Raw genomic sequence first — 24,421 nt, 5'->3', positions numbered from 1 at the left:
ATGGCCGCTCGCCCCTCAGAGCAAGCGCCGTTCTCTCTCCAAAACTTTTTGCAGAACCTTCAGCACACTATCGTTGGAATACGATATGGCGACCGTGGTTGGGTGCCGACAGCCGACTGTGCTGGCACATCGGAGTGTAGGAATTTGCCTACCGAGAAAGAAAGACAAGCCAGAGACGAGCGCACCTCGGATGCTGCACGAGGATTGACCGACATTGAGCGTGCGGCACGAGACGCAAAGACCGCGGCTTCGGGAGCAGCGCCTGAAGGCCGCACTTGCTGTGACGTCGGCCGCGGCATCTAAACCGAAGAGGACACCAAAAACCACGAAAGCCTAGCAGTCACTTGCACCACACGGGAGCTTGCATTCAACCCCACGGTGCTCAAGATCCAAGTAGGCTCTGCAGCTCTCTAGGCTCACAACCTCGTGCACCCAAGTTTGATCCTGCTGCAGCAATCAGGACTACCCCAGAACGAATATGGCCAGCAGGGCAACAAAGAGAACGAGGGCGATCGCGGCGCCCCAGATGAGGACCTTTCCGGTGCCGCGTTGCTCTTCCTCGCGAGAAACGTCTTTCGCCATTCCATGCATCCTTTGCGAAGGTCCAAACTGAGCAACGTGCCGTGCAAGGCTGTTCCCAACGCTCTCGGAGCCAACTTGGTGTCAGTCCAACTGCCGGTTCCGTAGGGCTTCGAATCGCTCTAGCGCTATCGGCAATACAGCGCGGCTCTCCTCTGAGCGCGACCGCAGCTCCCTTCAGGCAAGATGCGCGAGCAGACGGATATCTATCTGACCGAAAGCAAAAGAAACCACGCGTGCCCCACTGAAAGCACAAGCAAGCGCAAAGGTTCCTGAACTGATGCTCGGCTGGCGGGAACTTGCTCGCCAGCCGAGTTGAGTTCAGGCGGTGGTCGGGGGAGATCAGCCAGCCACACGCTGNACTTGCTCGCCAGCCGAGTTGAGTTCAGGCGGTGGTCGGGGGAGATCAGCCAGCCACACGCTGGTGATTCCAACCTGAGCCGATGTGCCAATCAGCAACCTTCGTCGGTCTTTTTCACCTGGCCCGGCGCGGCGGTGTTGGCTGTCGTGTCCTGCTGACCAGGCGCCGCCTGCTGAGCGCTGCCAGTCTGCTGGCCGGGCGCACAGTCCCTGGCCGAGTTCGGATTCGTGGTGCCGCTGGTGGTGGTCGTGTCGGTGCCCTGATCGCCGGACATGTTGGTGCCGCTGCTCGTCGTGCCGGTGCCGTGATCCGTCGTGCTGGGTATGGTTGTCGTGGTCGAGGTTCCGCTCGTCGAGGTTCCGCTCGAAGTTCCGCTCGAAGTTCCGCTCGACGTTCCGCTGGTCGCCTGGGCAAAGGAAAGCCCGGCCGACACCGCCAGCACGGCCGAAGCCAAAAGGATGCGTTTCATCTTCTTTCNGATGCGCCTGGCAAATTGAACAGGCAGACAGAAGGAGTGTTCCCCGATGAAGTTCAACTTTTGTAACTCTGGCCGTAGGTCAGCCTTAGGATGGCCGGCGTATATTAGAAACCTCATGACGGCGGCTCGAGTCGAAAAGCAATCAACGAGCGGAGAGGCCGTCGCGTTCCTTGTGACTGCGGTGGCGCGGTGAGGCACAAGGCTCAATGCGGAGCGCCAGCGGCCGCGATCAGCGCCTCGTCGAGAATCCACTTCAGCTTCGCCGAGCGCTGGTAGCTTCATCTGCTTGCCGTTCTTACTTGCCAGGAACGACATGCAGCGGTCGCAGTATGCCATGCGGGACCTTCAATATGTCGCCGTATGTCGCCGCGTCGGATGGCCAGGAAGCGGCCAGTGCCAGTTGGACTTTGTGATGGAGCGGCGCAGCGGCGAGCGTCCACGGGCCGTTTTCCTTGCGCCGATCTTCCGCGATCTTGGCCTTTTCCACGCATCGCTGCAGGATTTTTCGCGAGGTGAATTGAGACCCGCCACGACACTGGTCCTCGGCGACGGTCAAGGCCCGTTCGGCGGGCTCTACTCCGGAACAATGTCCTCTTCTGAAAGTTTCCTTAGATCGCAAAGGAGATTCGACATGTCAGAAAGCCGCGAATGGTTTGTCCAATGGCTTAGAGATGCCCATGCCATGGAAGAGCAGGCCGAAACGATGTTGAACGGGCAGTTGAGCCGTATCGAGAATTATCCCGAACTGAGCGACCGGATCCGACAGCACCTCGACGAGACCAAGCAGCAGGCTGCCCGGCTGAAGACTTGTCTCGATCAGATGGACGAGGGTTCATCCATGATGAAGGATGCTGGCGGCAAGCTGACGGCGATGGCGCAATCGCTGAGCGGCGTCTTCGCTGGAGACGAGGTGATGAAAGGATCGCTCGCGAGCTACACGTTCGAGCACATGGAAATCGCCTCCTACACGATCCTGATTGCCGCCGCTCGATCGCTCGGCGAAACCGAGGTTCTTCGGGCTTGCGAAGAGAACCTGCAAGAGGAAGTCGCGATGGCCGATTGGCTGAAATCCCGTCTTCCCTCCACGACCGAGCAGTTCCTTGCGCGGGCCGAAGCGGACAGGGACAGCGCCAAGCGGTGATCGGGTAGGAACGCAGTAACCGTAAACTGGGTGATCGGGATTCGTCCGCTAGCGCGTCCCCCTTCGTGAACGCTGGGCAACGAACACGCCTAGCAGGCGGTCGTCGAGTTGCGCATTTCGAGAAATTGCAACGACGAGCGATGCTAATATTGCGGCGTCGTCACTTAGAGAGTCGAAGCGTTCGCCTGCGCAAGCCTGGTCGAGTCGAAGCGTTCGCCTGCGCAAGCCTGGTCAAATACGCATTGGCAATAGCCAGATCGGAAGGGCTAGCGCAGCGCTCGGCGAGATCAAGCTCGAGTGGGCGTGTTAAAACGTTCGAAACGAGGTCGCGATAGCGGAATGCCCGAGAACGCCCCAGATGACTGAGCAGTTGCGTGCGCGGGCACCGGCAGCGCCAAGCCGGATCGGAGAAAGTTCGTCCTGACAGCGGACAGAGCGCGCCGTTGCGCTCACGTTATGGGGTCGGCAGCACTTGCACGGTTTTCGGGGTGAATTCCGCTTCAGCCGGTCGCTGGCGGTTTCGCTGAAGGCCGTGACCGACCGGCCGACGATCATCATGCTCGAAGGGGTTGACCGCTTTGTCCGATCTTCTCCGCCGTGCGCATCGTCATCGCGCCGTCCGTGGTTCCAGAATATGCAATCCCTGGCTGAACTCGTCGGGACTCGATAAATGTCAGCGCGGCATCATATTTGCCTTCAGGACGACTGTTTCTCTGCAATGACCTCTGTCTACGCTCATCCAGTTCGGTCGGTGTCCATCTGCTCATTCAGACGTCGTTGATAGGCAAAGCCGACAGCCGCGGCGACTGCCAAACCCGCCGCCGCCAGAAGGAAATTGTCCTCGGTATGCTCATTGCCCGATGCGTCTTGAACAGCTAACGAAGCTTCATCGAAGGGTGCGGATGCTTTTGCGACAGTCTCGCCCTGGTGCGGCCCAACGCCGCTATGGCGGATACCCGCAGCCAGACGTTCTGTCTTCTCTTTAACAGTTTCCTTGGCCACGCCGGTCAACTCGGCAGCTTCCCGTTTTATTTTGCCAGCCGTTTCAAGAGCGAAATCACTGACGCTTTCCGCCAAATCGCTAGATTGCTCCTTCAGGCGCTCCTTGGCGTACGATAGGTGATCAACCTGCTGCTCGCCGGGTGGCCGGGCTGAATTGGTCCGCAACAAGCTGATCAATCCCGCTCCGACGAGTGCGGTTGCGATCGGCGGATGGCGGAGGAAACGCCACCCCAAACCGGCCCCAATCGCCAAAGCAGCGCTCGGATTGGCAGCCGCCTTGGCCTTGAGATCGTCAATAATCGCCTGCGCCACCGATTGCATTGAGGCTCTTGCTTTCTCCACCAGGGCATCCTTTGCCTCAAGCGCTTCGTGTTTCAAATCATCGGTAAATTCGGAGAGCGTGTTTGGCGACCGAAGTGTCGACAAGTCCTCGGCGAGCTTAGCCCGGGCAGCCTCAACTTCGTATTCAAGATGCTCAAGTTGCGGATCGGCCATCATAAATCTCTCTTGCCACCGGGGCGGGCAGGTTTGCTCGACCGAGCGTTGCCCGACCGCTGCGATTTGGCCGTTATTCCTTCCGAAGGGGTGGCGCTGCCCGGTTGCAGCTTGGCGGCCGGAGTGGATGAACCGCTCGATCCCCTTGGGCTTGGCGAAGGCGGCTGCACGGGTTCACTTGATTGCTCTTCTGACAAGGCGCTTCCAAAGGCGCCCGCAACGTCCCTTGCGACCTCCTTGAGGCCGTCCGAATTCAGCCCATGTTCCTCGGCGGCGCTTTTGAGCCGTTCGCCCGCCTTTGCTGTCGAGGACTTCAAGCGGTCCCCAGCTTTTTCAGCAGCATCCGTCAATCGCTCTCCTGCTGGGCCGAGCGTGCGCCTCTCGACATCGCTGGCCGGCAAAGCAGCAGCTATAGCGGCACCGGCTGCGAAGCCGGCCAGAACAAAAGCCAATGGCTGTTCTTCCACCATGCGGCCAATCGTGTCTTGGAACGATGATTGGGCTTGCTGCACCACGCGCCCTGACTTCTCGGATACGGAGCGACCGGCCTGTTCTGCGTATGACGCGGCGGATGATGCGTACTGACCTGCGGTTTCACTCACCTTCTCCCCAATGCCGGCTAAATTGTCGCGCATGGCCTCTGCTGTCTCGCTAGCCTCTTCCTGCGCTTTGGACGCCCCGCCGCTGGCGGTGCGTACGTGCGGAGCATTTTGGCGCCCGCCGGTTGCACGGGATTGCTCGCGATGCCCGGCACTTGAACTGCGGCTGCGCATTAGCAGCGCGCACCCTGCTGCGACGAGCAGAAGGCCTTCGGGATTGTTCCTAGCGGAGCTGAGAAGCCATTCTTTCGTTCCAAAATCCTGGACCTGTGAATTGCGGCTCATGTTAATTGCTCCTTGGTTGTCGCAATATCCTGCTTTATTTGGCTTATGGAGTGTGTCGGCAGAAGTTCTTTTTGCGCATCAGCGCGGCCCCGATAGTAGGCGAAAGCACCGGCGAGGGCCGTTGCGGCCGCGACGATCAGACACGACCAGTGCAGGGCCATCCCTAAGCTGGCTATTCCAAGTACGAGGGCTTGCACTAGAAGCAGAGCGGCGACCACTCCCAGCACGCCAGCAGCAGACATCCACACACCTGCTTGGAGCTTCGTTGAGACGTTGGCGGACAGCTCCGCATGCGCCAGGCGCAACTCTTTTTGAAAGAGGTCCGCGACGTCCGCCAACACTGCCGACAGTGCTTGAGGGAGAGGCGAATTCTTCAGTTGTTCCTGTGCCATCAGATCAGTTCGCTCCCTGCCGCCTTCCCTTGATGGACTCTGGTGCGGGAGGCGCGCTCTTCAGTGTGCGGAACGTCAAAAAGCCCGCTACGGCGGCCAGCCCAAACACCAAACCCGGCTTGCGCCTCGCCAAATCGGACGCTGCAAGAACCAGCTGATCGACGGACCTGTCTCGCAGGTCGTCTGCGTATCCATCAAGCCTATTCGCGAAGGTGCGCACGACCCCAGCGACTATCGGTGCGTTTGCGTCGAGGTCCTCGGCCGCACGCTTGGTCGAACTCGCCAGTTGGCCAATCACCTCGGCGCCGCTGCCGACCTGACGGTCCAACATCTCCTTCACCTGATTGGTCACGGTGGACGCGCCACCAACGGCCGCCCGTTTGGCGGTTTCCGCTGCCCCTTGCGCTATTTCGGACGCTTTGGATAACGTGCCGCTTACGGTCGCTCCTATGTCTTCCGAGGTACCGTCAACAGCTCTTACCGCAGTCGGGGGACGCCGTTCAGAATTCCGGTTGTTCATGGTTTCCTCCATTCGAGGAGCAAACGGAGGTAAGGCCCGTTGGTTCCCAATGAGTGACTATCTGGGGTGTCAAGTTGCGTTTGCGAACTCGTGGCGCGCATCGCGTGCTTTTGCATTGGGAATGATGGGTAGCTTGCGGGCGGGCGCAATGCGAATAGTCATCTTTTCCTTTCCTGTCTGAAGGCGCGGGGGGATCATATCTGGCGACGGTGAGCGCGATGAGGAAGAGGATGGAGCGCGGACCTTTACGGCCGCCGCGCACCGGTCTTCGACCGCTGCGTCTGCCGCTGTCATTGGCGATCGGCGCCAAGCCCACGAGTTTGGCGATGGCCTTATTGGAAAGGTGTCAATCTCGGACAACTCGGCCATCAGGAGTACGCGGGGCCCTTGACCGAACCGAAGACCTGATCGAGACAGGCCCACAGCGGATCGTCGTCGATTAGCGAGGCGATCTCGCCCTTCAAGTCGTCGGCTCTGACGCTTGAGCAGAACAATGACCTCGTCGAGGCTGGCGAGGTTTCGGCATCGGCGACGATGCTTTTGCGTTGCTTCTGGATGGTGAGATCGCCAGTCAGCTGGGCAAGCCGGGCGACCAGCGCCTTGAGCCGTTGCTCACGCTCGGCTGCAGCCGCTTGACGATGGCGTGCAAAGTGATCTGCGCGCTACGCGTTGCGCTCGTCCAAACGCGACTGCTGGTCGGCGGCATCGGCCGATCCGCCCAGTGTGTCGGCGACCGTGGCACCTCGCGCACCCATCGGCTGCTGCGCACCTGTGGTGGTGTCCATCGCTGTCTGATGCTCCATTTCGGAATTCAGCTCCGCACCTACAACCAGGATAATCACAGAAATCCAAGTCCACATCATCAAGCCGATGACTGCCCCAAGAGCTCCATACGTGGCGTTGTAGTTGGCGAAGTTTTCAAGATAATAGGAGAAGCCTATCGAGACTGCGATCCAGACCACAGCGGCGAGGAAGGCGCCCCATGTCGCCCATTGCCACTTTGCCCTTTCCCGGCTGGGTCCGTAGCGGTAAATCAGCGTGATCCCGACGCCCACCATGATCAGCATCATCGGCCACCGAAAGATCCGCACAAGGGCTTCGGTCCAGCCGCCGAGGTTCAGCAGCACAAGCATGGCCGGCACAATCCCCACCGAGATGATAAAGCCGATACCAATGAGGATGGCGCCAAGTGTGAAGCCCAAGGCCAGGAGATTCAGGTGGATGAAGCCGCGCTTTTCACTCTCCTCGTAGGCGATGTTCATGGCTTCGAATAGCGTCTTTATGCCGTTACTGGCGCTCCACAGTGCGACGGCAAGGCCGAAGATGAAGCCGAAGCTGAGCGCGCCAGCCTTCTGAGCGGCCAAGGACGCAAGCTGAGATCTGATAATATCCAGACCTCCCGAAGGCAGTACGCCGCCAAGGAACGCAATGTGCTCAGCGATGGTCTGAGGATCGGCGACGAAACCATAGATGGACACGAACGCGGCAAGCGCTGGAAAGAGGGCAAGAAGCAGATAGAATGCAGCCCCCGCCGCGATCAGCATAACACGGTCCTCGGTTACCTCAGCAAAGACCCGCCACAGCACGTCCTTCCAGCCGCGGCTGGGAATCTCTGACGGCCATTCGGCATTGCGTCCGCGGCTCTCCCGTTCGGCCCGCCGCTCAAGTTGCACTTGACCTTCGTAAGCGTCCTCGGTTGTTTTCTTCGACATGGCCGCCGGTCCGGAGCATCTTCTTCGCGGGGCAAACGTATAATAGCGCCAAAGGATGCAGGTGCAGACCTGCGCTTACAAATAAACATCCGCCGCCTGCAGCAACACCTGCGCCATCCCCACTTGGCCCTTCGGCTCCCATGCTCATCTGGCGGGGGATGCGACGGCTGAGCGTGCATGTTGTCGGGACGACGCAGCCTGATCTAAATCCTCATTGCGCTGGATCAGTTTAACGACACCCACGTTACCAGCCATGATCTCGCTGGCGCCTGAACATCAGTTCGTCAACGCCGGAAGCATTCGGCTTCACGTCGTTCAGGCCGGGCCTGCTCTGGGTAAGCCGGTCATGCTCCTGCACGGCTTCCCGGACTTCTGGATCGGGTGGAGACGGCAGATCGGTACGCTCGCTTCCGCCGGATATCGGGTCATCGTTCCCGACCAGAGGGGCTACAACACCAGCGACAAGCCAGAGGGCATCCGCGAGTACACGCTCCCCAAGCTGCTCGGCGATGTCTTCGCCCTGGCCGACGCGCTCGGCATCGGAAGGTTTCACCTCGCCGGCCATGACTGGGGCGGCATCGTCGCTTGGGCCGCCGGGGCAAAGTTGCCTCATCGCCTGGACAAGCTCGTCATCCTGAATGCGCCCCATCCCGAGGTGCTGTTTACCCATGTCCTGCGATCTCCGACGCAGTTTCTGCGGAGCAGCTACGCGGTTTTCTTCCAGAGCCCCTTGCTGCCCGAAGCCGTTTTGGGTGGGCGCCGCTCGGCCTTGCTCGCACGAGCACTCAGGACATCCAGCCGGGAAGGCGCCTTCGAAGAAGAGGAGATTGCAGAATATCGGCAGGCTTGGGAGCGGCCGGGGGCGCTGACCAGCATGCTCAACTGGTATCGCGCCTTGCGCTTTCGCCCGAGCCTGAAGGAGCGGATCACGACGCCCACTCTTGTTATGTGGGGGATGCAGGACCAGTCTCTGGAATCCGGGCTGGCCAAGCGCAGTCTCGCCCTTTGCGACGATGGCCGCCTGCAGACTTTCGAGGAGGGGACGCATTGGGTTCAACGCGAAGAGAGCAACGCGGTGAATGCGGCGCTTCTGGCGTTCCTGGAGGGCTGAGGAACTCAAAATGGATAGAAACTGGGGGCAGCGTCAGATGGAGCCGGAGGAGGCCTGCAGGGCATTCCTGGCTGCTGCAAAAGAGGAGGGGACATTACAACTAGGGTCAGGACTCATTGATCCAGAAGATGAAGGCTGCAGCGAAGGCGATCGCCGACAGGAAGGTGTGAGCACATCGGTCGTATCTGGTGTGGATGCGTCGCCAGTCTTTGAGGCGTGCGAACATGTTCTCGATCCTGTGGCGTTGTCGGTATAGGACAGGATCGTAGCTGTGCTGAACACGATGCTTGGCATGGGGTGGGATGCATGGCGTGATACCGCGCTCGACGAGCGCCTGGCGGAAGGCCGCTGAACTGTAGGCCCGATCGGCGAGCAGGGATTTGGCGGCGGGCAAATCCTCGATCACTGCCGCAGCAGTCTTGTGATCATTGGCCTGCCCTTCGCTCAGATGCAGCAGCCGCGGACGTCCCTTGCCGTCACAGACCACTTGCAGCTTGGTGGTCAGTCCGCCTCGGCTGCGTCCGATACATCGGGATAGAGCCCCTTTTTAAGGAGGCTGGCGGCAGTGCGATGCGCTTTGAGATGGGTGGCATCGATCATCAGATTGTCCGTTTCGCCGCCCTGCGCGGCCAGTTCCGCCAGGATGCGGTTGAACACACCCAGCCGACTCCAGCGGATGAAGCGGTTGTAGATAGTCTTGTGCGGACCGTAGTCGGAAGGGACATCTCGCCAGCGAAGACCATTGCGGATCACGAACAGGATGCCGCTCAGCACCCGGCGGTCATCTACACGCGGCACACCATGCGACAAAGGAAAATAGGGCTCGATCCGGCGCATCTGCTCCGGCGTCAACATCAGCAAATCACTCAAGGCGGCACCTCCTGCCACCTTGAATCACCCAACAGAGATCAACTCAACAAATTAATGGGTCCTGACCCTAGCTAAGTTGGATTGCGGTATAAGGTTCTATTATCTCCGACCAACACCGCGCTTTGCGGAGTAGATCGACAATGAGATCGACATCGTCCGTCGCCCTGACATCCCCAAGCGTGACTTCGTCGGTGATGAAAAGAGCGGTCGCGCATCCGCCCACAAATATCAGACGCTCCCGAAAGTCGCTTCCCAGCGCCTCGGCTACTATCTGTAGCATGTGGAGCAGCTGGCCTCTGATGGTAGTCATTTCTTCAGAAGCCTTTCAGAAAGCCGCTCACCGGCAAGGCCCGCCTCCCGCTGGTTTCCGAGCCGGATGGCATCGACAAGCGCAAGATATTCGTCCAGCCGCTCATCTTTCGGAACAGCTTCAGGCACGCTCTTGAACAAGGGCTCGATCGATTGCCCCATATCCCGGCCTTCCGCAAACGGCCAGATGTGGATGTACTCACCGCCGCTTATCAGCAGTCCTTTTAGCATTGGCGCGGCAAAGGCCGTCGGCATGCCGCGCGTGATGCCGCCCGCCTTGCGGGGAACACAAATTTCAGTCCGTGGACGATAAAATTGTGTAGATTGCGGCGATGGGGATTGGCTCGGCCCGTATCTCGATCTTTGATGGCGAGTCCCGACGAGAGGCTTCGCTTGATGGAAGCGTCAATCTCGTTTTGCTGATCCCGAGTAGCGATTCCAGGCCGCGAACTGAGTACGGGGCCTCGCCCGAGAAGCTCCAATGAAGCTCCCCGGAGCCAACTTGCCCCTCCTGCTCCTGCAAGCTCACGAGCTTCAGAAGCACCACGACATCCTGACTTTTCATCCCATTCATGCGGTGTGTCCTCTGTCCTAGGACTAAGGACATAAGACCATATCAAGGTGTATGACCCCAGTGCAGAGCGAACTCAGAAAACATCAAGTTCTCGGCAATGGCTTGCGCCGTCTCACTCGGCCTCAGCAAACTCGAAAGCCAACTCTCCGCCAGCGAACTGGCCGGGACGAACCGTCCTGATTTCGGTGCCGACCTCGATGACGATGCCGCAGTATTCTTGACCCATGTGCATGGGGCTTCGACATTCTGGATCCCCCTATACGGCCACAGGTCCGAGCCGCAAATGCAGGTCGCCGAGAGCTGGATGATGGGTCAGTCGGATGAAGAACCTTCGGGTCGGCGACTTCATCGCAGCGGATATCGCCAGGAGACGCTTTCCGCCTGAAGCCCTCGGCAAGCGTAGAGAGCTCGCGCTTTTGTTCAAAAATCTCGCGGCGCTTCGCACGGACGCTCGGCTGTCTTCGCGTCCGGGACAGCCAGGACCCACTTATCCGACGGTGAATTTCTGCGCTGGCCAAACAGTGCGGCTGCACCTTATCAAAAATCGCGATCAGGATTGCGCGGAGAACTGGGCTTGATGAGCAGATGATTCTCCGTGGTCTCTTCGACCGCGAGTGTCTCGGCTCGACGGCATCGGTCTTGGCATCGCGATCCCTCACGCTCTGCTGGGCACGATCTCTTCGCCAGTCGTGTCTTTGACACGCTTGGTCCAGCCCGTTGACTTCGACGGGCCCTACGACGACCAGTCGATCTCATTTAGACTGTGCAGCCAGGGCCTTCTCACGTCCAGGCTAATAGCCCGTTTTGAGGCGTTTCGGCTGCCGCGGGAGAAGGCAGTATTTCGGCTTCAAGTGGGGCGGCTCTTCAGTGTTAGCGAGGCCGGCATGACCTCACATCAAATCTTCAACCATCCGCGCAATTTTCCCCAGACCTGCGGTGGTCCCTCTTGTTCTAAGGAGTCCCTGTTCAGCCGCGGCCGCCTTGAAGGCCTCGAGCGCAGCTTGCTGGCTGCAATGCCCGGCGAGGGACTCCTCGACCATTCGGATCGCGTTGAGCCGCCCCGGCTTTCCCATTCTAGGCCATGGTTGCTGAAGCACCTTCATTGCGTCGGCTATGGACGCGACCACCGTCAGGTTGCGATTGAGGCAGATTGTAATTGGACTGAAGGCCCGCATTCTTGTCGCTCCCCACGATTGAACGCAGCTAAACGCGAAGACAAGGGCAGTGGTTGCATGAATGTGGATTACCGCGAATTCAAAGAATCGCTGGCCGATGCGATTGAGGCTGAGCTGGCTCTCCTTGGGCCCGGCACTTTGCCTAGCCGGACCATCCTCTCGTCGTACAACAGGACCCGGCCGGCAAAAAGCATCTGTGCACCGTCCGACGCCGCGAACTATTTTTCGAGCTCGTCACGCCGCTTGCCGACGGCTTCTCAAGCACACCGCGACGAATTCGACGGCTGTGAGGGAGGAGATGAAAAGATTATGGTCGTTTCGTTGGGCCGTCCTTTAGAGCAGGGGCTCCGAGGCGGTTTGTATCGAGCAGATGTCGCATCAGATCTTGACCTGGAGATCGGCTCCGGCAGCGGGATCGGCGCAGCGCGGCAAGGATGCCACGTTCCTTCGGCGGCCCACCGGCGATGGTCTGGCTGACGGCCCCGCGAAGGCGCGAAGCATCGAGGCCTTCTTCTGCCAGTCGGGCGAGCCAACTTTCTTTGGCTGGGAGGGCGGTGCAGTGCTTCGGCTCGGAACTGTTGACACATGCGCCAGGCTGGCAGACCGGAAGCGGCGGCGTGCCCTGACGTCATGGAGACTAGCCTCGCTTCCGAAGCCGCAGATTGTGATCTCGTTGGCTATGCAGAGCATCCAGCCGTCGTTTTGATCCGCTTCCGTCATCCAGAGCCAGCGACCATCCATGAGATCCGTCTCAAAGCTTAAAAGCCGGTCTTGCCCCGCCGCGACTGTGTGGAAATCAGCCATGTTTCAAAGTCGGAATGCTGGACGAACTCGACAAGGAACTGGAGCGACGCAAGCACTGCTTCGTTCGCTACGCCGACGACTGCCCTCTATGTTCGCAGCGAGCGTGCGGGCGCACGGGTGATGGCCAGCGTCGAACACTTCCTCGACAGGCGTCTGAAGCTGAGGGTCAAGATACGGAAGAGCGCGGGTCAGCTTGGGAGAGGAGCGTTTCATAGTCTGGTGGGGCCCTAATTCGCCTCGTAGTCCTAGTGGTCACCTATCGGCGCTCACCCCATGAAGCGCCCGATAAACGCTCCGCTCACTGACCCCCAGTTCCTTTGGCTATCGCTGTTCTGGTCATGCCCTCGGCATCCAACTTCACGATCTTGTCGCGCTTCCCCATCGCTGTTGGCTTCCGTCCTGGGTACTTGGTCTTGTCGCCTTTTGGCGGCATCGATCCCGATCCGTTGGCGCTCCAGCATGACGCTACGCTCAAGGCCATCCGCCAGTATCTGGCGCCCTTCTACAAGTGGCAGCAGGCCGAGATCGTGGCGGCGGCCGAGCCGCTGATGCCTGGCCACCAGGCCTTTATCCGCATCATCAACCGGCGCGATCAGGCCAGACCTTTGATACGCCTGTTCGTGGCCTCCACGCTCATCGGCGCAGCGGGCGCTCGACATCACTAGAGCTCATTGGCAAGCAGCCCGCCGCTATACACTGGCCGTGTCCAGGCGTGGGCGTGGCCTTTCCGCTTGGGTATTAGGGTGCGGCCTGCCCGATCGGCCGGCCCTCGATCGACCCTGAGTTGCTGATCCGCATGCGGATCGTCGGCCAGCTCGTCCTCGACTCGATGCGCGAAGTCGTCGACGCCGTGCGCACCGGGAAGACAAGCCTGGAGCTGTAGCGGCCTCGCCTGTCCCGCCCCGGTGTCGTCGCTTCGCTGGCGCCACGGTGAGAACGCATAGATCTGGTCCAGTATTTTCAGCATCAGAACGTTGAGCTGGCGGGAACTTGCTCGCCAGCCGAGTTGAGTTCAGGCGGTGGTCGGGGGAGATCAGCCAGCCACACGCTGGTGATTCCAACCNGCTGGCGGGAACTTGCTCGCCAGCCGAGTTGAGTTCAGGCGGTGGTCGGGGGAGATCAGCCAGCCACACGCTGGTGATTGCAACCTGAGCCGATGTGCCAATCAGCAACCTTCGTCGGTCTTTTTGACCTGGCCTGGCGCGGCGGTGTTGGCTGCCGTGTCCTGCTGACCTGGCGCCGCCTGCTGAGCGCTGCCAGTCTGCTGGCCGGGCGCGCAGTCTCTGGCCGAGTTCGGATTTGTGGTGCCGCTGGTGGTGGTCGTGTCGGTGCCTTGATCGCCGGACATGTTGGTCCCGCTGCTCGTCGTGCCGGTGCCCTGATCCGTCGTGCTGGGCATGGTGGTCGTGGTCGAGGTTCCGCTCGTCGAGGTTCCGCTCGAAGTTCCGCTGGTCGTCTGGGCAAAGGAAAGCCCGGCCGACACCGCCAGCACGGCCGAAGCCAAAAGGATGCGTTTCATCTTCTTTCTCCTGTCTGAATGCGCGGGATGCGCCTGGCAAATTGAACAGGCAGACAGAAGGAGTGTTCCCCGATGAAGTTCAACTTTTGTAACTCTGGTCGTAGGTCAGCCTTAGGATGGCGGGCGTATATTAGAAACCTCTTGAAGAAGACACTGCCCGCACCAGAATCCATGGCATGGCTCGGGGAATAGGCATTGGTGACCAGGTGGCGATTACTGCCACGGTTCGAAGGCGGATAACAGATGACCGCGTAAGCGTCTCTATCCCAGGTTACGACTTCCCACATTCCATCATCGACCACACCAAGGTGAACCGAGGCCAGCAAATCGACCTGAAAGGCGAGGTCATGCGCATCGACGAGGACACCGTGACGGTCGATCTCGGGCCGCTGGTCACGGTCGACCGTGACAAGGTCCGGCTAATGGAGAAATATCGGCCGCCAAAACAACGGAAGGCACTTGTCGTTGCCCCGGATTAGAACCGACAACATCGCGACAGGCTATGAGGGCAGGCCGCATGACGGGCCGGTAGAGGACGAGTCGAAGCACTTGGTCTACTGCCCAGTCTGCGGCCAAACGTTCGACGCGCGCGATCTTGGACAGGTGTTCCACCACGCTGAGCCGCGGCACGAGCCGCTTCCGGTCGAGCAATAGCTAGTTGAGCTCCGGCGGCAGACCGACGTTAAGACACTTCAGCGCGCCACCGACGTACGTTGGATGAGAAAAGGGTGCTGCGTGCACCGCGCCTTCCCCGCGCGCCGATGTTCCACCTGGACCGCAAAAAAGTCCCGCCGCACTGCCAGAACGGCGGGATCGATCAAACGCTTTGCACCAGGCGGGGGGATGCGGGGGGTTGGGCTTGCCAAGTGAGCGCGGACCGTAACCAACCCTAAGCGCAACGGCGGCAACGCGTCCACCAACCGCCGGTTGGAGCGACAGGACGATTGAGCCGCCGGCAGGTCAGGTCATCCCGGGTCGCTATCGCTCGCAACCAGACGGTAGCGGAAATTGTTGCGGATATGGTCGTTGAAATAGCGGCCCTTGGCGAACGCGGCCCGGAACGCGGCAAAGGTTTCCGGCGGTACCCCCTCAAACTCGTACCGCTTGCCGCTGGCGACGAACCACACGGAGAGGGTGCTTCTATCCAGATCATATTCCATCTTGCGGATCGAAGTAGATGGCATGAGCACCACAGGCCGAGGCCCGCGCCCTTGCGGGGAGCGCGGGCCGATCGGGATACCGATCTGCAGCAATACCTGGAGGGGAGGAATGGCTGCGTGCACCGAACTTGCGCGGCGGTCCCGTGTTCCAACCAGGATACAAAAAAGCTAGCTGCACCTTTCGGCATCATGCGGACGTTGGATTTCTGAGAAAGCGCGAGCGTCAATACCAACTTCTGGCGATGGAATTTTCCCGTGAGATAGGCACGCTCCAGGCGAAGGAGTGGATCGCCATGACCGCCATCGCCTACAACCTTGCCAACGATATCAAAGGATCGTGGAGGGTCGTCTTCGTGCCGGACGAACTGCATCTGTATGTGGAATTCAGCCAGCCAGACGCCGACACAAACCCGGTTGATTGGATGAGCGTTGATGATTTCCTTGCATGGCAGCCGAAAGGCGCGCTTCACAAGCGAGCGCGCGACAGCTTGGTTTCCCTCATTTGCAACGCGCTGACAGGGCGATGAGACAAGGGAAAACCCGCGCCGAGATCGAGTGCGAGCGCCGCGGGTGGGCCTATTCGATGTCCCGAAAGCACCGCGACGATGCCGCCAACGCGATAGCTAAAGCTCTTATCGGTGAGGCGCGCGGGCTTGGCTTTGAAGCGTCAGCGGAGCGACATTTCACCTTTCGCTCGGTGATCGCATTTTCGATGTCGATGTCGCTGAGGTTAAGCTTTCTCACGAACTCCGCGTACGACCAGGCTGGCGTTCGTCAATCGACCTCCTGCAAGCCGAGACCGAACCAAGATCGAGGCACAAATGGTTCACGCTTCGTGCTTCGAAGCGCGTAAAAAGGCAGTGTGGATCCGCCATCCATCGCCGGCCAGAATCTTCCTCGCTACCCCCACAAACGCGTCGGCTCCAATGATAGGCGGGCATATCTTCCGGACTTGTCTGAGGTTTGTCTGTCAGCACATCTAATGTGCCTGCACAGAAGCCAACATTTCTGCGACCAACCGCGTACCTGGCACCGCCGACAGGTTGCTGCGGCGGATTTTCGCTTTCGCAGGTGAACAATGCCTATCAACCTTGTCATCGCACCTGGTCGCACGTAGAGGCCGTTCGAATTCTCATCGCTCGGCGCGATGTTTGGTCCGTCTGCCCAGAAGAGCGGAGCAAGCCATTGACACCCACGAAGTTGCTGATTGGGCAGATCGCTGTCGTATTCGCAATTGTCATTCTTGGCGTGTGGACTGCAACCCAATGGTGCGCCTACATGCTCTCCTATCAGCCGCCACTCGGCGCGCCATGGTTTGTGACAGTCGGCTGGCCGATCTACCAGCCGTGGAAACTGTTCGAATGGTGGTTCCAATTTGACGCCTATGCGCCTGAAGTCTTCGACAAGGCTGGCATACTTGCCGGAGCCAGCGGGTTCCTGGGCTGTGCCGCCGCGATAGCTGGGTCCCTCTGGCGCGCACGGCAGCGGGGGTTGGTCACCACCTATGGGTCCTCACGATGGGCCATGAAGCTGGAGATCGAGAAGGCGGGGCTGTTTCAGCCGGCCGGCGTTTTCCTTGGCGGACTGAATTATCGCTATCTGCGCCATGACGGACCGGAACACGTCATGGCCTTTGCGCCGACACGTTCGGGCAAGGGCGTCGGACTCGTTGTTCCAACCCTTCTTTCCTGGACCGGCTCGGCCGTCATTCACGACATCAAAGGCGAGAACTGGCAGCTGACCTCTGGCTGGAGGTCGAAGTTCTCGCACTGTCTCTTGTTCAATCCGACCGATCCGAGATCGGCGCGGTACAACCCGCTGCTGGAAGTGCGCAAAGGTCCGGATGAGGTCCGCGACGTTCAGAACATCGCCGACATTCTCGTCGATCCGGAAGGCGCGCTGGAGCGGCGGAACCATTGGGAGAAGACCAGTCATTCACTTCTAGTTGGCGCCATCTTGCACGTGCTCTACGCCGAAGAGGAAAAGACACTCGCCCGTGTCGCCACCTTCCTGTCGGACCCGCAACGCTCATTCGCTGCGACACTGCAGCGGATGATGACCACCAACCACCTCGGCACGGTGGACAAGCCCCAGGTCCATCCGGTCGTGGCCTCGGCGGCTCGTGAGGTGCTGAACAAGTCAGAGAACGAGCGCTCAGGCGTTCTCTCGACCGCCATGTCGTTTCTCGGGCTCTATCGTGATCCAACGGTGGCCGCGGCAACATCGGCCTGCGACTGGCGCATTGCCGACCTTGTGGATGCCGAGCGACCGATGTCGCTGTATCTGGTCGTGCCGCCGTCGGATATCTCGCGTACTAAGCCCCTGGTGCGATTGGTGCTCAATCAAATCGGCCGGCGGCTGACCGAGCGCCTGGAGGGCGATCCAAAGAAGAGCCGCAAGCATCAGCTCCTGATGATGCTGGATGAATTTCCGGCGCTCGGTCGGCTCGACTTCTTCGAGACTGCGCTCGCCTTCATGGCAGGCTACGGCATCCGCGCTTATCTGATAGCGCAATCGTTGAACCAAATCTCCAAGGCCTATGGCGAGAACAACGCCATTCTCGACAATTGCCATGTGCGGATTGCCTTTTCCTCAAATGACGAGCGCACGGCCAAACGCATCTCGGACGCGCTCGGTACCGCGACGGAACTCAGATCGATGCGTAACTATGCCGGCCATCGGTTGGCGCCCTGGTTGTCCCACGTCATGGTAAGCCGCCAAGAGACCGCTCGCCCCCTGCTGACGCCGGGTGAGGTGATGCAGTTGCCGCAGGCTGACGAACTAATCCTGGTTTCGGGATTGCCGCCGATTCGCGCCAAGAAGTTGCGTTATTACCAGGATCCGAATTTCACGGAGCGAGTGCTGCCTTCGCCGGTGCTGCGCGACGGTGCCTACCCGGATCGGCCCACGTCGCGCCCGGACGATTGGAGCGGACAGGTGCGCGGCGTGGATCGGCGTCTTGTTGGCGACGACGACAGTGCCGGCGCGGCAATCGAAGACGGAGGTGTCCAGCAGCAGCGCCATCCGGGCCTGCCCGAAGAACGGACCCTCGTCGCCCAGGAGCCTGATCATGGCGATCTGTTCACGCCCGCAGACGATGACTGCGAGACGCTCGCCGACAAGCGCGTCATGGATCGGATTTCCACCGCAGCACGTGCGTACGGCCTCAATGAGGGAATGGGCGACGACAAGGACATCGTGCCCGGCTTCTGAACGGCGCGCCATACGCGGGCGCATCTCAGCGTAGATAACGGCCGTAAGCGATTTCGAGGATCTCGACGATGCTCGTTCCCGTCGCCGGTGCATCAGCGCCGGTCAGAGGGAACAAGCAGCATGAAGCCCCACCGCATTCGTCATCAGTTTTTGCTTGGACCCGAGTTGAGCGAGAAGCTGGAGAACCTCAGCCGCAATCCATCGACCACCAAATCGGCCATTGTGGCGCACGCGGTCGAGGCCGTTATCGAGCGGCGTGGGGAGAATGAACTCGACCACCGCTACGGCAAGAGGCTCGACCGTCTTTCCCGTGACCTCGGACATGTCAGGCGCGATGTCGAGATGATCCTGGAGAGCCTGGCGCTCTTCATCCGCTTTTCGATCACGCTTCATGCTCACACGCCGGTGCCGGACAAGGCGACGCAAGCGATTGCCCAGGAGCGCTTCGAGAAGTTCGTCGAACAAGTCGGCCGCCAAATCGCTTCCGGGAAACGGTCACTTGGCACCGACGATCGCAGGGGAGGGGAAGGATGAGTTCTCATCCGGAAGCCGACCATCGCCGCCGCGCCATGCTGCGCACCGCCATGGGTCCGGCGATCACCGAAGCCCTTGCCGATCCGACCGTCATTGAGGTGATGGTCAATCCCGACGGTGCGCTGCGGCTCGACCGGTTGGGTGAAGGCCGGGTCGACACCGGCGTGCACATGCATCCTTCTGAGGCCGAACGCATCATCCGCCTGGTCGCCTCCCACGTGCGCGCCGAGGCGCATGCGGACAATCCGATTGTCAGCGCCGAATTGCCATCGGGCGAGCGCTTCGAGGGTCTGCTGCCGCCTGTCGTGCTGGGGCCATGCTTCGCCATCCGAAAGCCTGCGGCGAAACTCTACACGTTGGCCGACTATGTCGCCGACCGGGTCATGCTGCCGCTGCAGGCCGATGCGCTGAAGAAGGCGGTCCGCGAGCGGCGCAACATCCTGGTCGCCGGCGGCACGTCGTCGGGCAAGACAACACTTGCCAATGCGCTGCTGGCACAAGCCGCCGATTGCGACGAGCGGGTGATCCTGATCGAGGACACGCGCGAACTGCAATGCGCGGCGAAGGATTGCGTTGCCTTGAGGACGAGGCGGGGGTCGGTCACGCTCGCCGATCTCGTGCGCTCGACCCTGCGGCTCAGACCCGACCGCATCATCGTGGGCGAAGTCAGGGGCGCGGAAGCCCTGGACATGCTGAAGGCATGGAACACCGGGCATCCCGGCGGCATCGCAACGGTTCACGCCAATTCGGCGCGCTCCGCTCTCTACCGTATCGAGCAGCTCGCCCAGGAAGCCGTCGTCACCGTTCCCCGCCGCCTCATCGCTGATGCGGTAGATCTGATCGTCTTCATCGCTGGGCGCGGATCCTCGCGCCGCATTGACGCGATCGCTGAGGTCACCGGTCTCGACAGCAGCGGTGATTACGCCGTTACCCCGCTCACGCTTCCGCAACTCCAGCAGTTTTGAAAGGTCACCTCATGCTCAAGAAGCTTCGCTTCCTTTCGTCCACCGCGCTCGCGTTTCTTCTCACCGTCCCGGCCCACGCAGCGGGCTCCGGCATGCCTTGGGAACAGCCGCTGCAGCAGATCCTTGAGTCGGTCCAGGGACCGGTCGCCAAGATCGTCGCGGTGATCATCATCATCACCACCGGCCTGACCCTTGCTTTCGGCGACACGGCAGGCGGTTTTCGCCGGCTGATCCAGATTGTCTTCGGCCTGTCGATCGCCTTCGCGGCATCGAGCTTCTTTCTCTCCTTCTTCTCCTTCGGCGGCGGGGCACTCGTCTGATGGCCACCGGAGAGCAGCATATCGAGGGTTTCGAAGTCCCCGTTCACAGGGCATTGACTGAGCCGATCCTGCTGGGCGGCGCGCCGCGAGCGGTGGCGATCCTCAACGGCACGGTGGCCGCGGCAATAGGCCTTGGCCTGCAGCAGTGGATCGCCGGACTGGCGCTCTGGATCGCCGGCCACACCCTCGCGGTCTTTGCCGCTCGCCGCGATCCGGACTTCGCCAGCGTGCTTGTCCGTCATCTTCGCCTGAAGGGGTGGCTTGCATGCTGAACCTTTCGGAGTATCGCGGCAAAGCCGATCGGCTTGCCGATCATCTGCCCTGGGCCGCTTTGGTCGCGCCCGGCATCGTGCTCAATAAAGACAGTAGCTTCCAGCGAACCTTCCGGTTCCGTGGCCCCGACCTTGAAAGCGCGACCGAAGCCGAGTTGGTCGGCATCTGCGCACGAGCTAACAATGCGCTACGAAGGTTGGGCTCCGGATGGGGGTTGTTTTTCGAGGCCGAGCGCGTTGAAGCGCTGGGCTATCCGAGCTCGGCTTTTCCCGATGCTGCCTCATGGCTGGTCGATGAGGAACGGCGCGCGGCCTTCGAGGGCAAGGTCGCGCACTTCGAGAGTCGCTATCATCTGACCTTGGTCTTCATGCCGGCGCCAGATGGCCAGGCGCGGGCGGAAAGCGCACTGGTCGACTCGCATCACTCGGGAGGGGCTAGAGACTGGCGCCAGGAGCTGGCGTGGTTTCGCGACGAGACCGACCGCGTCCTGGATTTGCTGTCCGGCTTCATGCCGGAAGTGCGCGCCCTCGATGATGCCGAGACGCTAACCTATCTGCACGGCACAATCTCGACCTACCGCCATCCGGTCGCCATGCCGGAAACGCCAATGTATCTCGACGGTGTTCTGGTTGACGCGCCGCTTACCGGCGGCCTGGAGCCGATGCTGGGTGAGCAGCATCTGTGCACCCTCACCGTTCTTGGTTTCCCGAACGTCACCCGGCCAGGGATCCTCGACGCGCTCAACCATCAGGATTTCGCCTACCGCTGGATGACGCGCTTCATCCCGCTCGACAAGACGGAAGCCACAAAGACACTGACCCGGTTGCGCCGTCAGTGGTTTGCCAAGCGCAAATCGGTCGCAGCTATCCTGCGCGAGGTCGTGACCAACGAACCCGTCCCTCTCGTCGATAGTGACGCCGACAACAAGGCGCTCGATGCGGATGCCGCCCTTCAGGCATTGGGCGGCGATCACGTCGGCTTCGGCTATCTCACCACAACGGTGACGGTATGGGACCAGGACCGGCAGGCCGCCGCGGAAAAGCTCCGAGCGGTTGAGCGCATAGTCAATGGGCTCGGCTTCACCACGATCCGTGAAAGCATCAACGCGGTCGAGGCGTGGCTCGGCTCGTTGCCCGGTCATGTCTACGCTAACGTTCGCCAGCCGCTCGTTCACACGCTGAATCTTGCCCATGTCATGCCGCTGTCGTCGGCGTGGGCCGGTCCGGTGGACAACGAGCATCTCGCCAACGTGACTGGGACCGAATCCCCGCCGCTTCTCTTCGCAGAGACCAACGGGTCGACACCGTTTCGGCTTTCCACCCACATCGGCGATGTCGGCCACATGCTGGTCGTTGGGCCGACCGGTGCCGGCAAGTCGGTTCTGCTCGCGCTAGTCGCTCTGCAGTTTCGACGCTATGCCGGGGCGCAGGTCTATGTCTTCGACAAGGGCAATTCGGCTCGTGCGGCAACACTGGCCATGGGCGGAGAACACCACGCGCTGGGCGCGGATGGTGCGCTTGCCTTCCAGCCACTGAGCAATATCGGCGACCAGACTACTCGCAGCTGGGCGGCGGAATGGATCGCCGGCCTCGTTGCCCATGAGAATGTCAGCGTTACGCCGGAGGTAAAGGAGGCGATCTGGTCGGCACTCATCAGCCTTGCGACTGCGCCGGTGCAGGAACGCACGCTGACGGGCCTGTCGGTTCTGCTTCAGTCCAATGGGCTCAAGGCCGCGTTGATGCCCTACACGCTCGACGGTCCCTTCGGCCGGCTGCTCGATGCCGATGAAGATCGGCTGGCTTTGTCGGATGTGCAGTGTTTCGAGACCGAAGAGCTGATGCACAGCCAAGGCGCTGTGCTCCCGGTGCTCACCTATCTGTTCCATCGTCTCGAGGAGCGGTTCGACGGACGGCCGACGCTGCTGATGCTCGACGAGGCGTGGGTCTATCTCGACAACCCTCTCTTTGCCGCCCGCATCCGCGAATGGCTGAAGGTGCTGCGAAAGAAGAACGTCTCCGTCATTTTCGCCACGCAGTCACTTGCAGACATCGCTGCCTCGTCGATCGCGCCGGCAATCATCGAGAGCTGCCCACAGCGCATTTTTCTTCCCAATGACCGTGCCGTGGAACCGCAGGTGCGGGCAGCCTATGAGTGCTTCGGCCTGAACGAGCGGCAAATCGAATTGGTCGCCCGTGCCACACCGAAGCGCCAGTATTATCTGCAGTCGCGCCGCGGCAACCGCCTCTTCGAGCTCGGGCTCGGCCCGATCGCTCTTGCGCTCTGCGGCGCCTCTGATCCGGCCACGCAAGCTTTGATCGACAGCGTCCTGTCAGAGCACGGGCAGGACAGCTTTGCTTCCCGGTTCCTGAGTGCGCGCGGCCTCGATTGGGCTGCCGAGCTTCTCCAGCAATTCCCTCAACCAGACAAGGAGCAATCGTCATGATGCGGCGCCGCCTTCTCACCAGCCTGATCACCGTTTCCCTAATCGCAAAACCGATGGCCGACTACGTCCAGCCGGCCCACGCCCTAATCGTGTTCGATCCGTCGAATTATGCGCAGAACGTGCTGACAGCGGCACGTTCCCTGGAGCAGATAAACAACCAGATCCAGTCGCTTCAGAACCAGGCGACGATGCTGCAGAACATGGCGCGCAACCTTCAGCGCCTGGATTTTTCTTCCGTCGGCCAGCTCACAGGTTCGCTCCAACGGATCGACGGCCTGATGACCCAGGCCAGCGGCCTGAGCTTCGATCTCGACAAGCTTCAGAACCAGTGGCGTGTGCAATATCCGGAAAGCTACGACGCCACAATCGAGGTCAACGATGTGGCGAGCGCCGCGCGCGAGCGCTGGCAAAACGCCATGCAGGCGTTCCGCCAAACCATGAGCGCGCAGTCGCAGATCGTGGAGAACGTGCGGGCCGACGGCGACCTGCTTACCGATCTCATCAACCGCAGTCAGGGCGCGGCAGGTGCCCTTGAGGCAAGCCAGGCCACCAATCAGCTGATCGCGCTTTCGACCAAGCAGCAGATGCAGATCCAGACGCTGCTCGCGACCCAGTTCCGGGCTGAAGCCGAAGATGCTGCCCGCAAGGCGCAGTCTGAGGAAGCCGCCCGCGAGACGACGAAGCGTTTCCTGGGCACCGGTACGGCCTATCCCGGCAACTGATCAGCAGTCTTCAAGACAACGAGGAAGACGGCGACATGAATGACCTCGGCGTCATCGATCGCTTTATGCAGACCTTCATCCGCTATATCGACAGCGGGTTCGGTCTGCTTTCGGGCGACGTCGCCTTTCTCACTACCATCCTGATCGGCATTGACATCACGCTGGCGGGCCTGGTCTGGGCGTTCGGCGGCGAACCCAATATTCTAGGTCGGCTCGTCCGAAAGGTGCTCTATGTCGGCGCCTTCGCATTCATCCTGAACAATTTCAGAAGCCTTGCCGACATTATCTACCGCTCCTTTGCCGGGCTCGGCATCAACGCTTCGTCCGGCAATTTGTCCGCCGACAGTCTCCTGCGGCCAGGCCGCATTGCCGCGGCCGGCTTCGAGGGCGCCTGGCCGCTGCTCAATCAAGCGAGCCGGCTAGTCGGCTTCCCCGAGATCTTTGGCAACGCGCTGACCATCTTCGTGCTGCTTCTCGCCTGGTTCCTGGTCCTCATCGCCTTCTTCATCCTTTCCATCCAGCTTTTCATCACCATCCTGGAGTTCAAACTCACCACATTGGCCGGCTTTGTTCTGGTGCCCTTCGCGCTCTGGAACCGCTCGGCGTTTCTGGCCGAGCGCGTGCTCGGCAATGTGATCTCGTCGGGCATTAAGGTGATGGTGCTTGCCGTCATCGTCGGCATCGGCTCCACGCTCTTCGGCGAGTTCGCTTCCGCCCTGCAAGGCAAGGAGCCGGACTTGGCCGCGGCCATGTCACAGGTACTGGGCGCGTTGGCGCTGCTTGGGCTCGGCATTTTCGGACCGGGAATTGCCTCGGGTCTTGTTTCCGGCGCGCCGCAGCTTGGCGCGGGAGCCGCACTCGGAAC

General features: G+C 60.7%; 28 protein-coding genes and 2 pseudogenes. 14 read left to right on the top strand and 16 right to left on the bottom strand.

The window, feature by feature from the left end; genetic code table 11:
• Positions 1-1,031 precede the first annotated feature (1,031 nt).
• Both X773_RS76955 and X773_RS70895 read right to left on the bottom strand, forming a co-directional pair.
• Positions 1,032-1,409 carry a hypothetical protein gene (locus tag X773_RS76955; RefSeq protein ID WP_156937483.1) on the bottom strand — a complete coding sequence of 126 codons (378 nt, stop codon included), beginning with the start codon at positions 1,407-1,409 and terminating at the stop codon, positions 1,032-1,034.
• A 304-nt stretch (positions 1,410-1,713) separates the two neighbouring features.
• Complete coding sequence (locus tag X773_RS70895; protein ID WP_023680339.1) at positions 1,714-1,905, bottom strand: hypothetical protein; 192 nt, start codon at positions 1,903-1,905, stop codon at positions 1,714-1,716.
• Positions 1,906-2,049: 144 nt separating this feature from the next.
• Between X773_RS70895 and X773_RS70890 the strand changes: the two genes are divergently transcribed.
• Positions 2,050-2,559 carry a DUF892 family protein gene (locus X773_RS70890; RefSeq protein ID WP_023680338.1) on the top strand — a complete coding sequence of 170 codons (510 nt, stop codon included), beginning with the start codon at positions 2,050-2,052 and terminating at the stop codon, positions 2,557-2,559.
• Positions 2,560-3,294: 735 nt separating this feature from the next.
• On the opposite strand, the gene X773_RS70885 is transcribed toward X773_RS70890, so the two are convergent.
• The 6 genes from X773_RS70885 to X773_RS70865 all read right to left on the bottom strand — a co-directional run bounded on the left by X773_RS70885 (position 3,295) and on the right by X773_RS70865 (position 7,564).
• Positions 3,295-4,059 carry a hypothetical protein gene (locus X773_RS70885; RefSeq protein WP_023680337.1) on the bottom strand — a complete coding sequence of 255 codons (765 nt, stop codon included), beginning with the start codon at positions 4,057-4,059 and terminating at the stop codon, positions 3,295-3,297.
• Entirely contained in the window at positions 4,056-4,940 is an 885-nt protein-coding gene (locus X773_RS0139890) for a hypothetical protein (RefSeq protein WP_031213062.1), read from the bottom strand. Before X773_RS0139890 ends, X773_RS70885 begins: the two co-directional genes overlap by 4 nt.
• Positions 4,937-5,332, bottom strand: a complete 396-nt coding sequence (locus X773_RS70880; protein ID WP_084641792.1) for a phage holin family protein — start codon at positions 5,330-5,332, stop codon at positions 4,937-4,939. The genes X773_RS0139890 and X773_RS70880 overlap by 4 nt, the downstream gene beginning before the upstream one ends.
• A 4-nt stretch (positions 5,333-5,336) precedes the next feature.
• Entirely contained in the window at positions 5,337-5,684 is a 348-nt protein-coding gene (locus X773_RS70875; protein WP_156937482.1) for a hypothetical protein, read from the bottom strand.
• Positions 5,685-5,832: 148 nt separating this feature from the next.
• A complete protein-coding gene (locus X773_RS78690; RefSeq protein ID WP_245274854.1) occupies positions 5,833-6,168 on the bottom strand; it encodes an IS110 family transposase in 336 nt (111 codons plus the stop codon).
• A 346-nt stretch (positions 6,169-6,514) separates the two neighbouring features.
• Positions 6,515-7,564, bottom strand: a complete 1,050-nt coding sequence (locus X773_RS70865; RefSeq protein ID WP_023680332.1) for a YihY/virulence factor BrkB family protein — start codon at positions 7,562-7,564, stop codon at positions 6,515-6,517.
• Between the two features lie 253 nt (positions 7,565-7,817).
• Here X773_RS70865 and X773_RS70860 point away from each other — a divergent pair, with 253 nt between their 5' ends.
• Complete coding sequence (locus X773_RS70860; RefSeq protein WP_023680331.1) at positions 7,818-8,675, top strand: alpha/beta hydrolase; 858 nt, start codon at positions 7,818-7,820, stop codon at positions 8,673-8,675.
• A gap of 106 nt (positions 8,676-8,781) precedes the next feature.
• Here the strand turns inward: X773_RS70860 and X773_RS75665 are convergent.
• The 5 genes and pseudogenes from X773_RS75665 to X773_RS0139875 all read right to left on the bottom strand — a co-directional run bounded on the left by X773_RS75665 (position 8,782) and on the right by X773_RS0139875 (position 11,603).
• Positions 8,782-9,545, bottom strand: a protein-coding gene (locus X773_RS75665; RefSeq protein ID WP_156937481.1) for an IS5 family transposase whose coding sequence is annotated in 2 segments (ribosomal slippage) — positions 8,782-9,206 and positions 9,206-9,545 — 765 coding nt in all. Because the reading frame shifts where the segments join, the coding sequence is not laid out codon by codon here.
• A gap of 306 nt (positions 9,546-9,851) precedes the next feature.
• Positions 9,852-10,109, bottom strand: a complete 258-nt coding sequence (locus tag X773_RS79415) for a hypothetical protein (RefSeq protein ID WP_023680327.1) — start codon at positions 10,107-10,109, stop codon at positions 9,852-9,854.
• 40 nt (positions 10,110-10,149) lie between these two features.
• Positions 10,150-10,428 (bottom strand): hypothetical protein, encoded by a 279-nt coding sequence (locus X773_RS79410; protein ID WP_348625955.1) that lies wholly within the window; start codon positions 10,426-10,428, stop codon positions 10,150-10,152.
• A gap of 154 nt (positions 10,429-10,582) precedes the next feature.
• Positions 10,583-10,856 (bottom strand): annotated as a pseudogene (locus X773_RS75660) (alcohol dehydrogenase catalytic domain-containing protein); the annotation flags it as partial.
• Between the two features lie 462 nt (positions 10,857-11,318).
• The gene (locus tag X773_RS0139875; protein ID WP_023680323.1) at positions 11,319-11,603 is read right to left on the bottom strand and encodes a DUF982 domain-containing protein; all 285 of its coding nucleotides are present in this window, start codon (positions 11,601-11,603) and stop codon (positions 11,319-11,321) included.
• Positions 11,604-11,660: 57 nt separating this feature from the next.
• Here X773_RS0139875 and X773_RS77695 point away from each other — a divergent pair, with 57 nt between their 5' ends.
• Positions 11,661-12,080, top strand: a complete 420-nt coding sequence (locus tag X773_RS77695; protein ID WP_198023654.1) for a hypothetical protein — start codon at positions 11,661-11,663, stop codon at positions 12,078-12,080.
• 186 nt (positions 12,081-12,266) lie between these two features.
• Here the strand turns inward: X773_RS77695 and X773_RS78675 are convergent.
• Positions 12,267-12,430, bottom strand: a pseudogene (locus X773_RS78675) (diguanylate cyclase); the annotation flags it as partial.
• Positions 12,431-12,820: 390 nt separating this feature from the next.
• Between X773_RS78675 and X773_RS70830 the strand changes: the two are divergent.
• A complete protein-coding gene (locus X773_RS70830; RefSeq protein ID WP_210164208.1) occupies positions 12,821-13,072 on the top strand; it encodes a hypothetical protein in 252 nt (83 codons plus the stop codon).
• 500 nt (positions 13,073-13,572) lie between these two features.
• Here X773_RS70830 and X773_RS74020 read toward each other — a convergent pair whose 3' ends face one another.
• Complete coding sequence (locus X773_RS74020) at positions 13,573-13,926, bottom strand: hypothetical protein (protein WP_023680319.1); 354 nt, start codon at positions 13,924-13,926, stop codon at positions 13,573-13,575.
• A gap of 176 nt (positions 13,927-14,102) precedes the next feature.
• On the opposite strand from X773_RS74020, the gene X773_RS0139855 reads away from it, so the two are divergent.
• Entirely contained in the window at positions 14,103-14,405 is a 303-nt protein-coding gene (locus tag X773_RS0139855) for a hypothetical protein (RefSeq protein WP_031213049.1), read from the top strand.
• Positions 14,406-14,891: 486 nt separating this feature from the next.
• On the opposite strand, the gene X773_RS70820 is transcribed toward X773_RS0139855, so the two are convergent.
• Positions 14,892-15,110 carry a KTSC domain-containing protein gene (locus tag X773_RS70820; RefSeq protein ID WP_051406254.1) on the bottom strand — a complete coding sequence of 73 codons (219 nt, stop codon included), beginning with the start codon at positions 15,108-15,110 and terminating at the stop codon, positions 14,892-14,894.
• A gap of 269 nt (positions 15,111-15,379) precedes the next feature.
• Here X773_RS70820 and X773_RS70815 point away from each other — a divergent pair, with 269 nt between their 5' ends.
• The 9 genes from X773_RS70815 to trbL all read left to right on the top strand — a co-directional run.
• Entirely contained in the window at positions 15,380-15,613 is a 234-nt protein-coding gene (locus tag X773_RS70815; protein WP_156937480.1) for a hypothetical protein, read from the top strand.
• Between the two features lie 658 nt (positions 15,614-16,271).
• Positions 16,272-18,299: a conjugal transfer protein TraG gene (locus X773_RS70805; RefSeq protein WP_031213044.1), complete on the top strand. Its 2,028-nt coding sequence runs from the start codon at positions 16,272-16,274 to the stop codon at positions 18,297-18,299.
• A gap of 120 nt (positions 18,300-18,419) precedes the next feature.
• Positions 18,420-18,833, top strand: coding sequence for a CopG family transcriptional regulator (locus tag X773_RS70800; protein ID WP_031213042.1), 414 nt, complete (start codon positions 18,420-18,422; stop codon positions 18,831-18,833).
• Positions 18,830-19,798 (top strand): P-type conjugative transfer ATPase TrbB, encoded by a 969-nt coding sequence (gene trbB, locus X773_RS70795; protein WP_023680311.1) that lies wholly within the window; start codon positions 18,830-18,832, stop codon positions 19,796-19,798. The genes X773_RS70800 and trbB overlap by 4 nt, the downstream gene beginning before the upstream one ends.
• Positions 19,799-19,809: 11 nt before the next feature.
• On the top strand, positions 19,810-20,118 hold the full coding sequence (locus X773_RS70790) for a TrbC/VirB2 family protein (RefSeq protein WP_023680310.1): 309 nt from the start codon (positions 19,810-19,812) through the stop codon (positions 20,116-20,118).
• Entirely contained in the window at positions 20,118-20,390 is a 273-nt protein-coding gene (locus X773_RS70785) for a VirB3 family type IV secretion system protein (RefSeq protein WP_023680309.1), read from the top strand. Before X773_RS70790 ends, X773_RS70785 begins: the two co-directional genes overlap by 1 nt.
• Positions 20,384-22,834, top strand: coding sequence for a conjugal transfer protein TrbE (gene trbE, locus X773_RS70780; protein ID WP_023680308.1), 2,451 nt, complete (start codon positions 20,384-20,386; stop codon positions 22,832-22,834). The genes X773_RS70785 and trbE overlap by 7 nt, the downstream gene beginning before the upstream one ends.
• On the top strand, positions 22,831-23,556 hold the full coding sequence (gene trbJ, locus X773_RS70775; protein ID WP_023680307.1) for a P-type conjugative transfer protein TrbJ: 726 nt from the start codon (positions 22,831-22,833) through the stop codon (positions 23,554-23,556). Before trbE ends, trbJ begins: the two co-directional genes overlap by 4 nt.
• Positions 23,557-23,591: 35 nt before the next feature.
• Positions 23,592-24,421 (top strand): P-type conjugative transfer protein TrbL (gene trbL, locus X773_RS70770; RefSeq protein ID WP_023680306.1); only part of this gene is annotated, 830 nt, incomplete at its 3' end.

Origin of the sequence: Mesorhizobium sp. LSJC280B00 (assembly GCF_000502835.1) — a bacterium.
Classification (GTDB): domain Bacteria; phylum Pseudomonadota; class Alphaproteobacteria; order Rhizobiales; family Rhizobiaceae; genus Mesorhizobium.
Note: the sequence above shows the minus strand (reverse complement) of the source record. Positions and strands in the feature narration are given on the sequence as shown.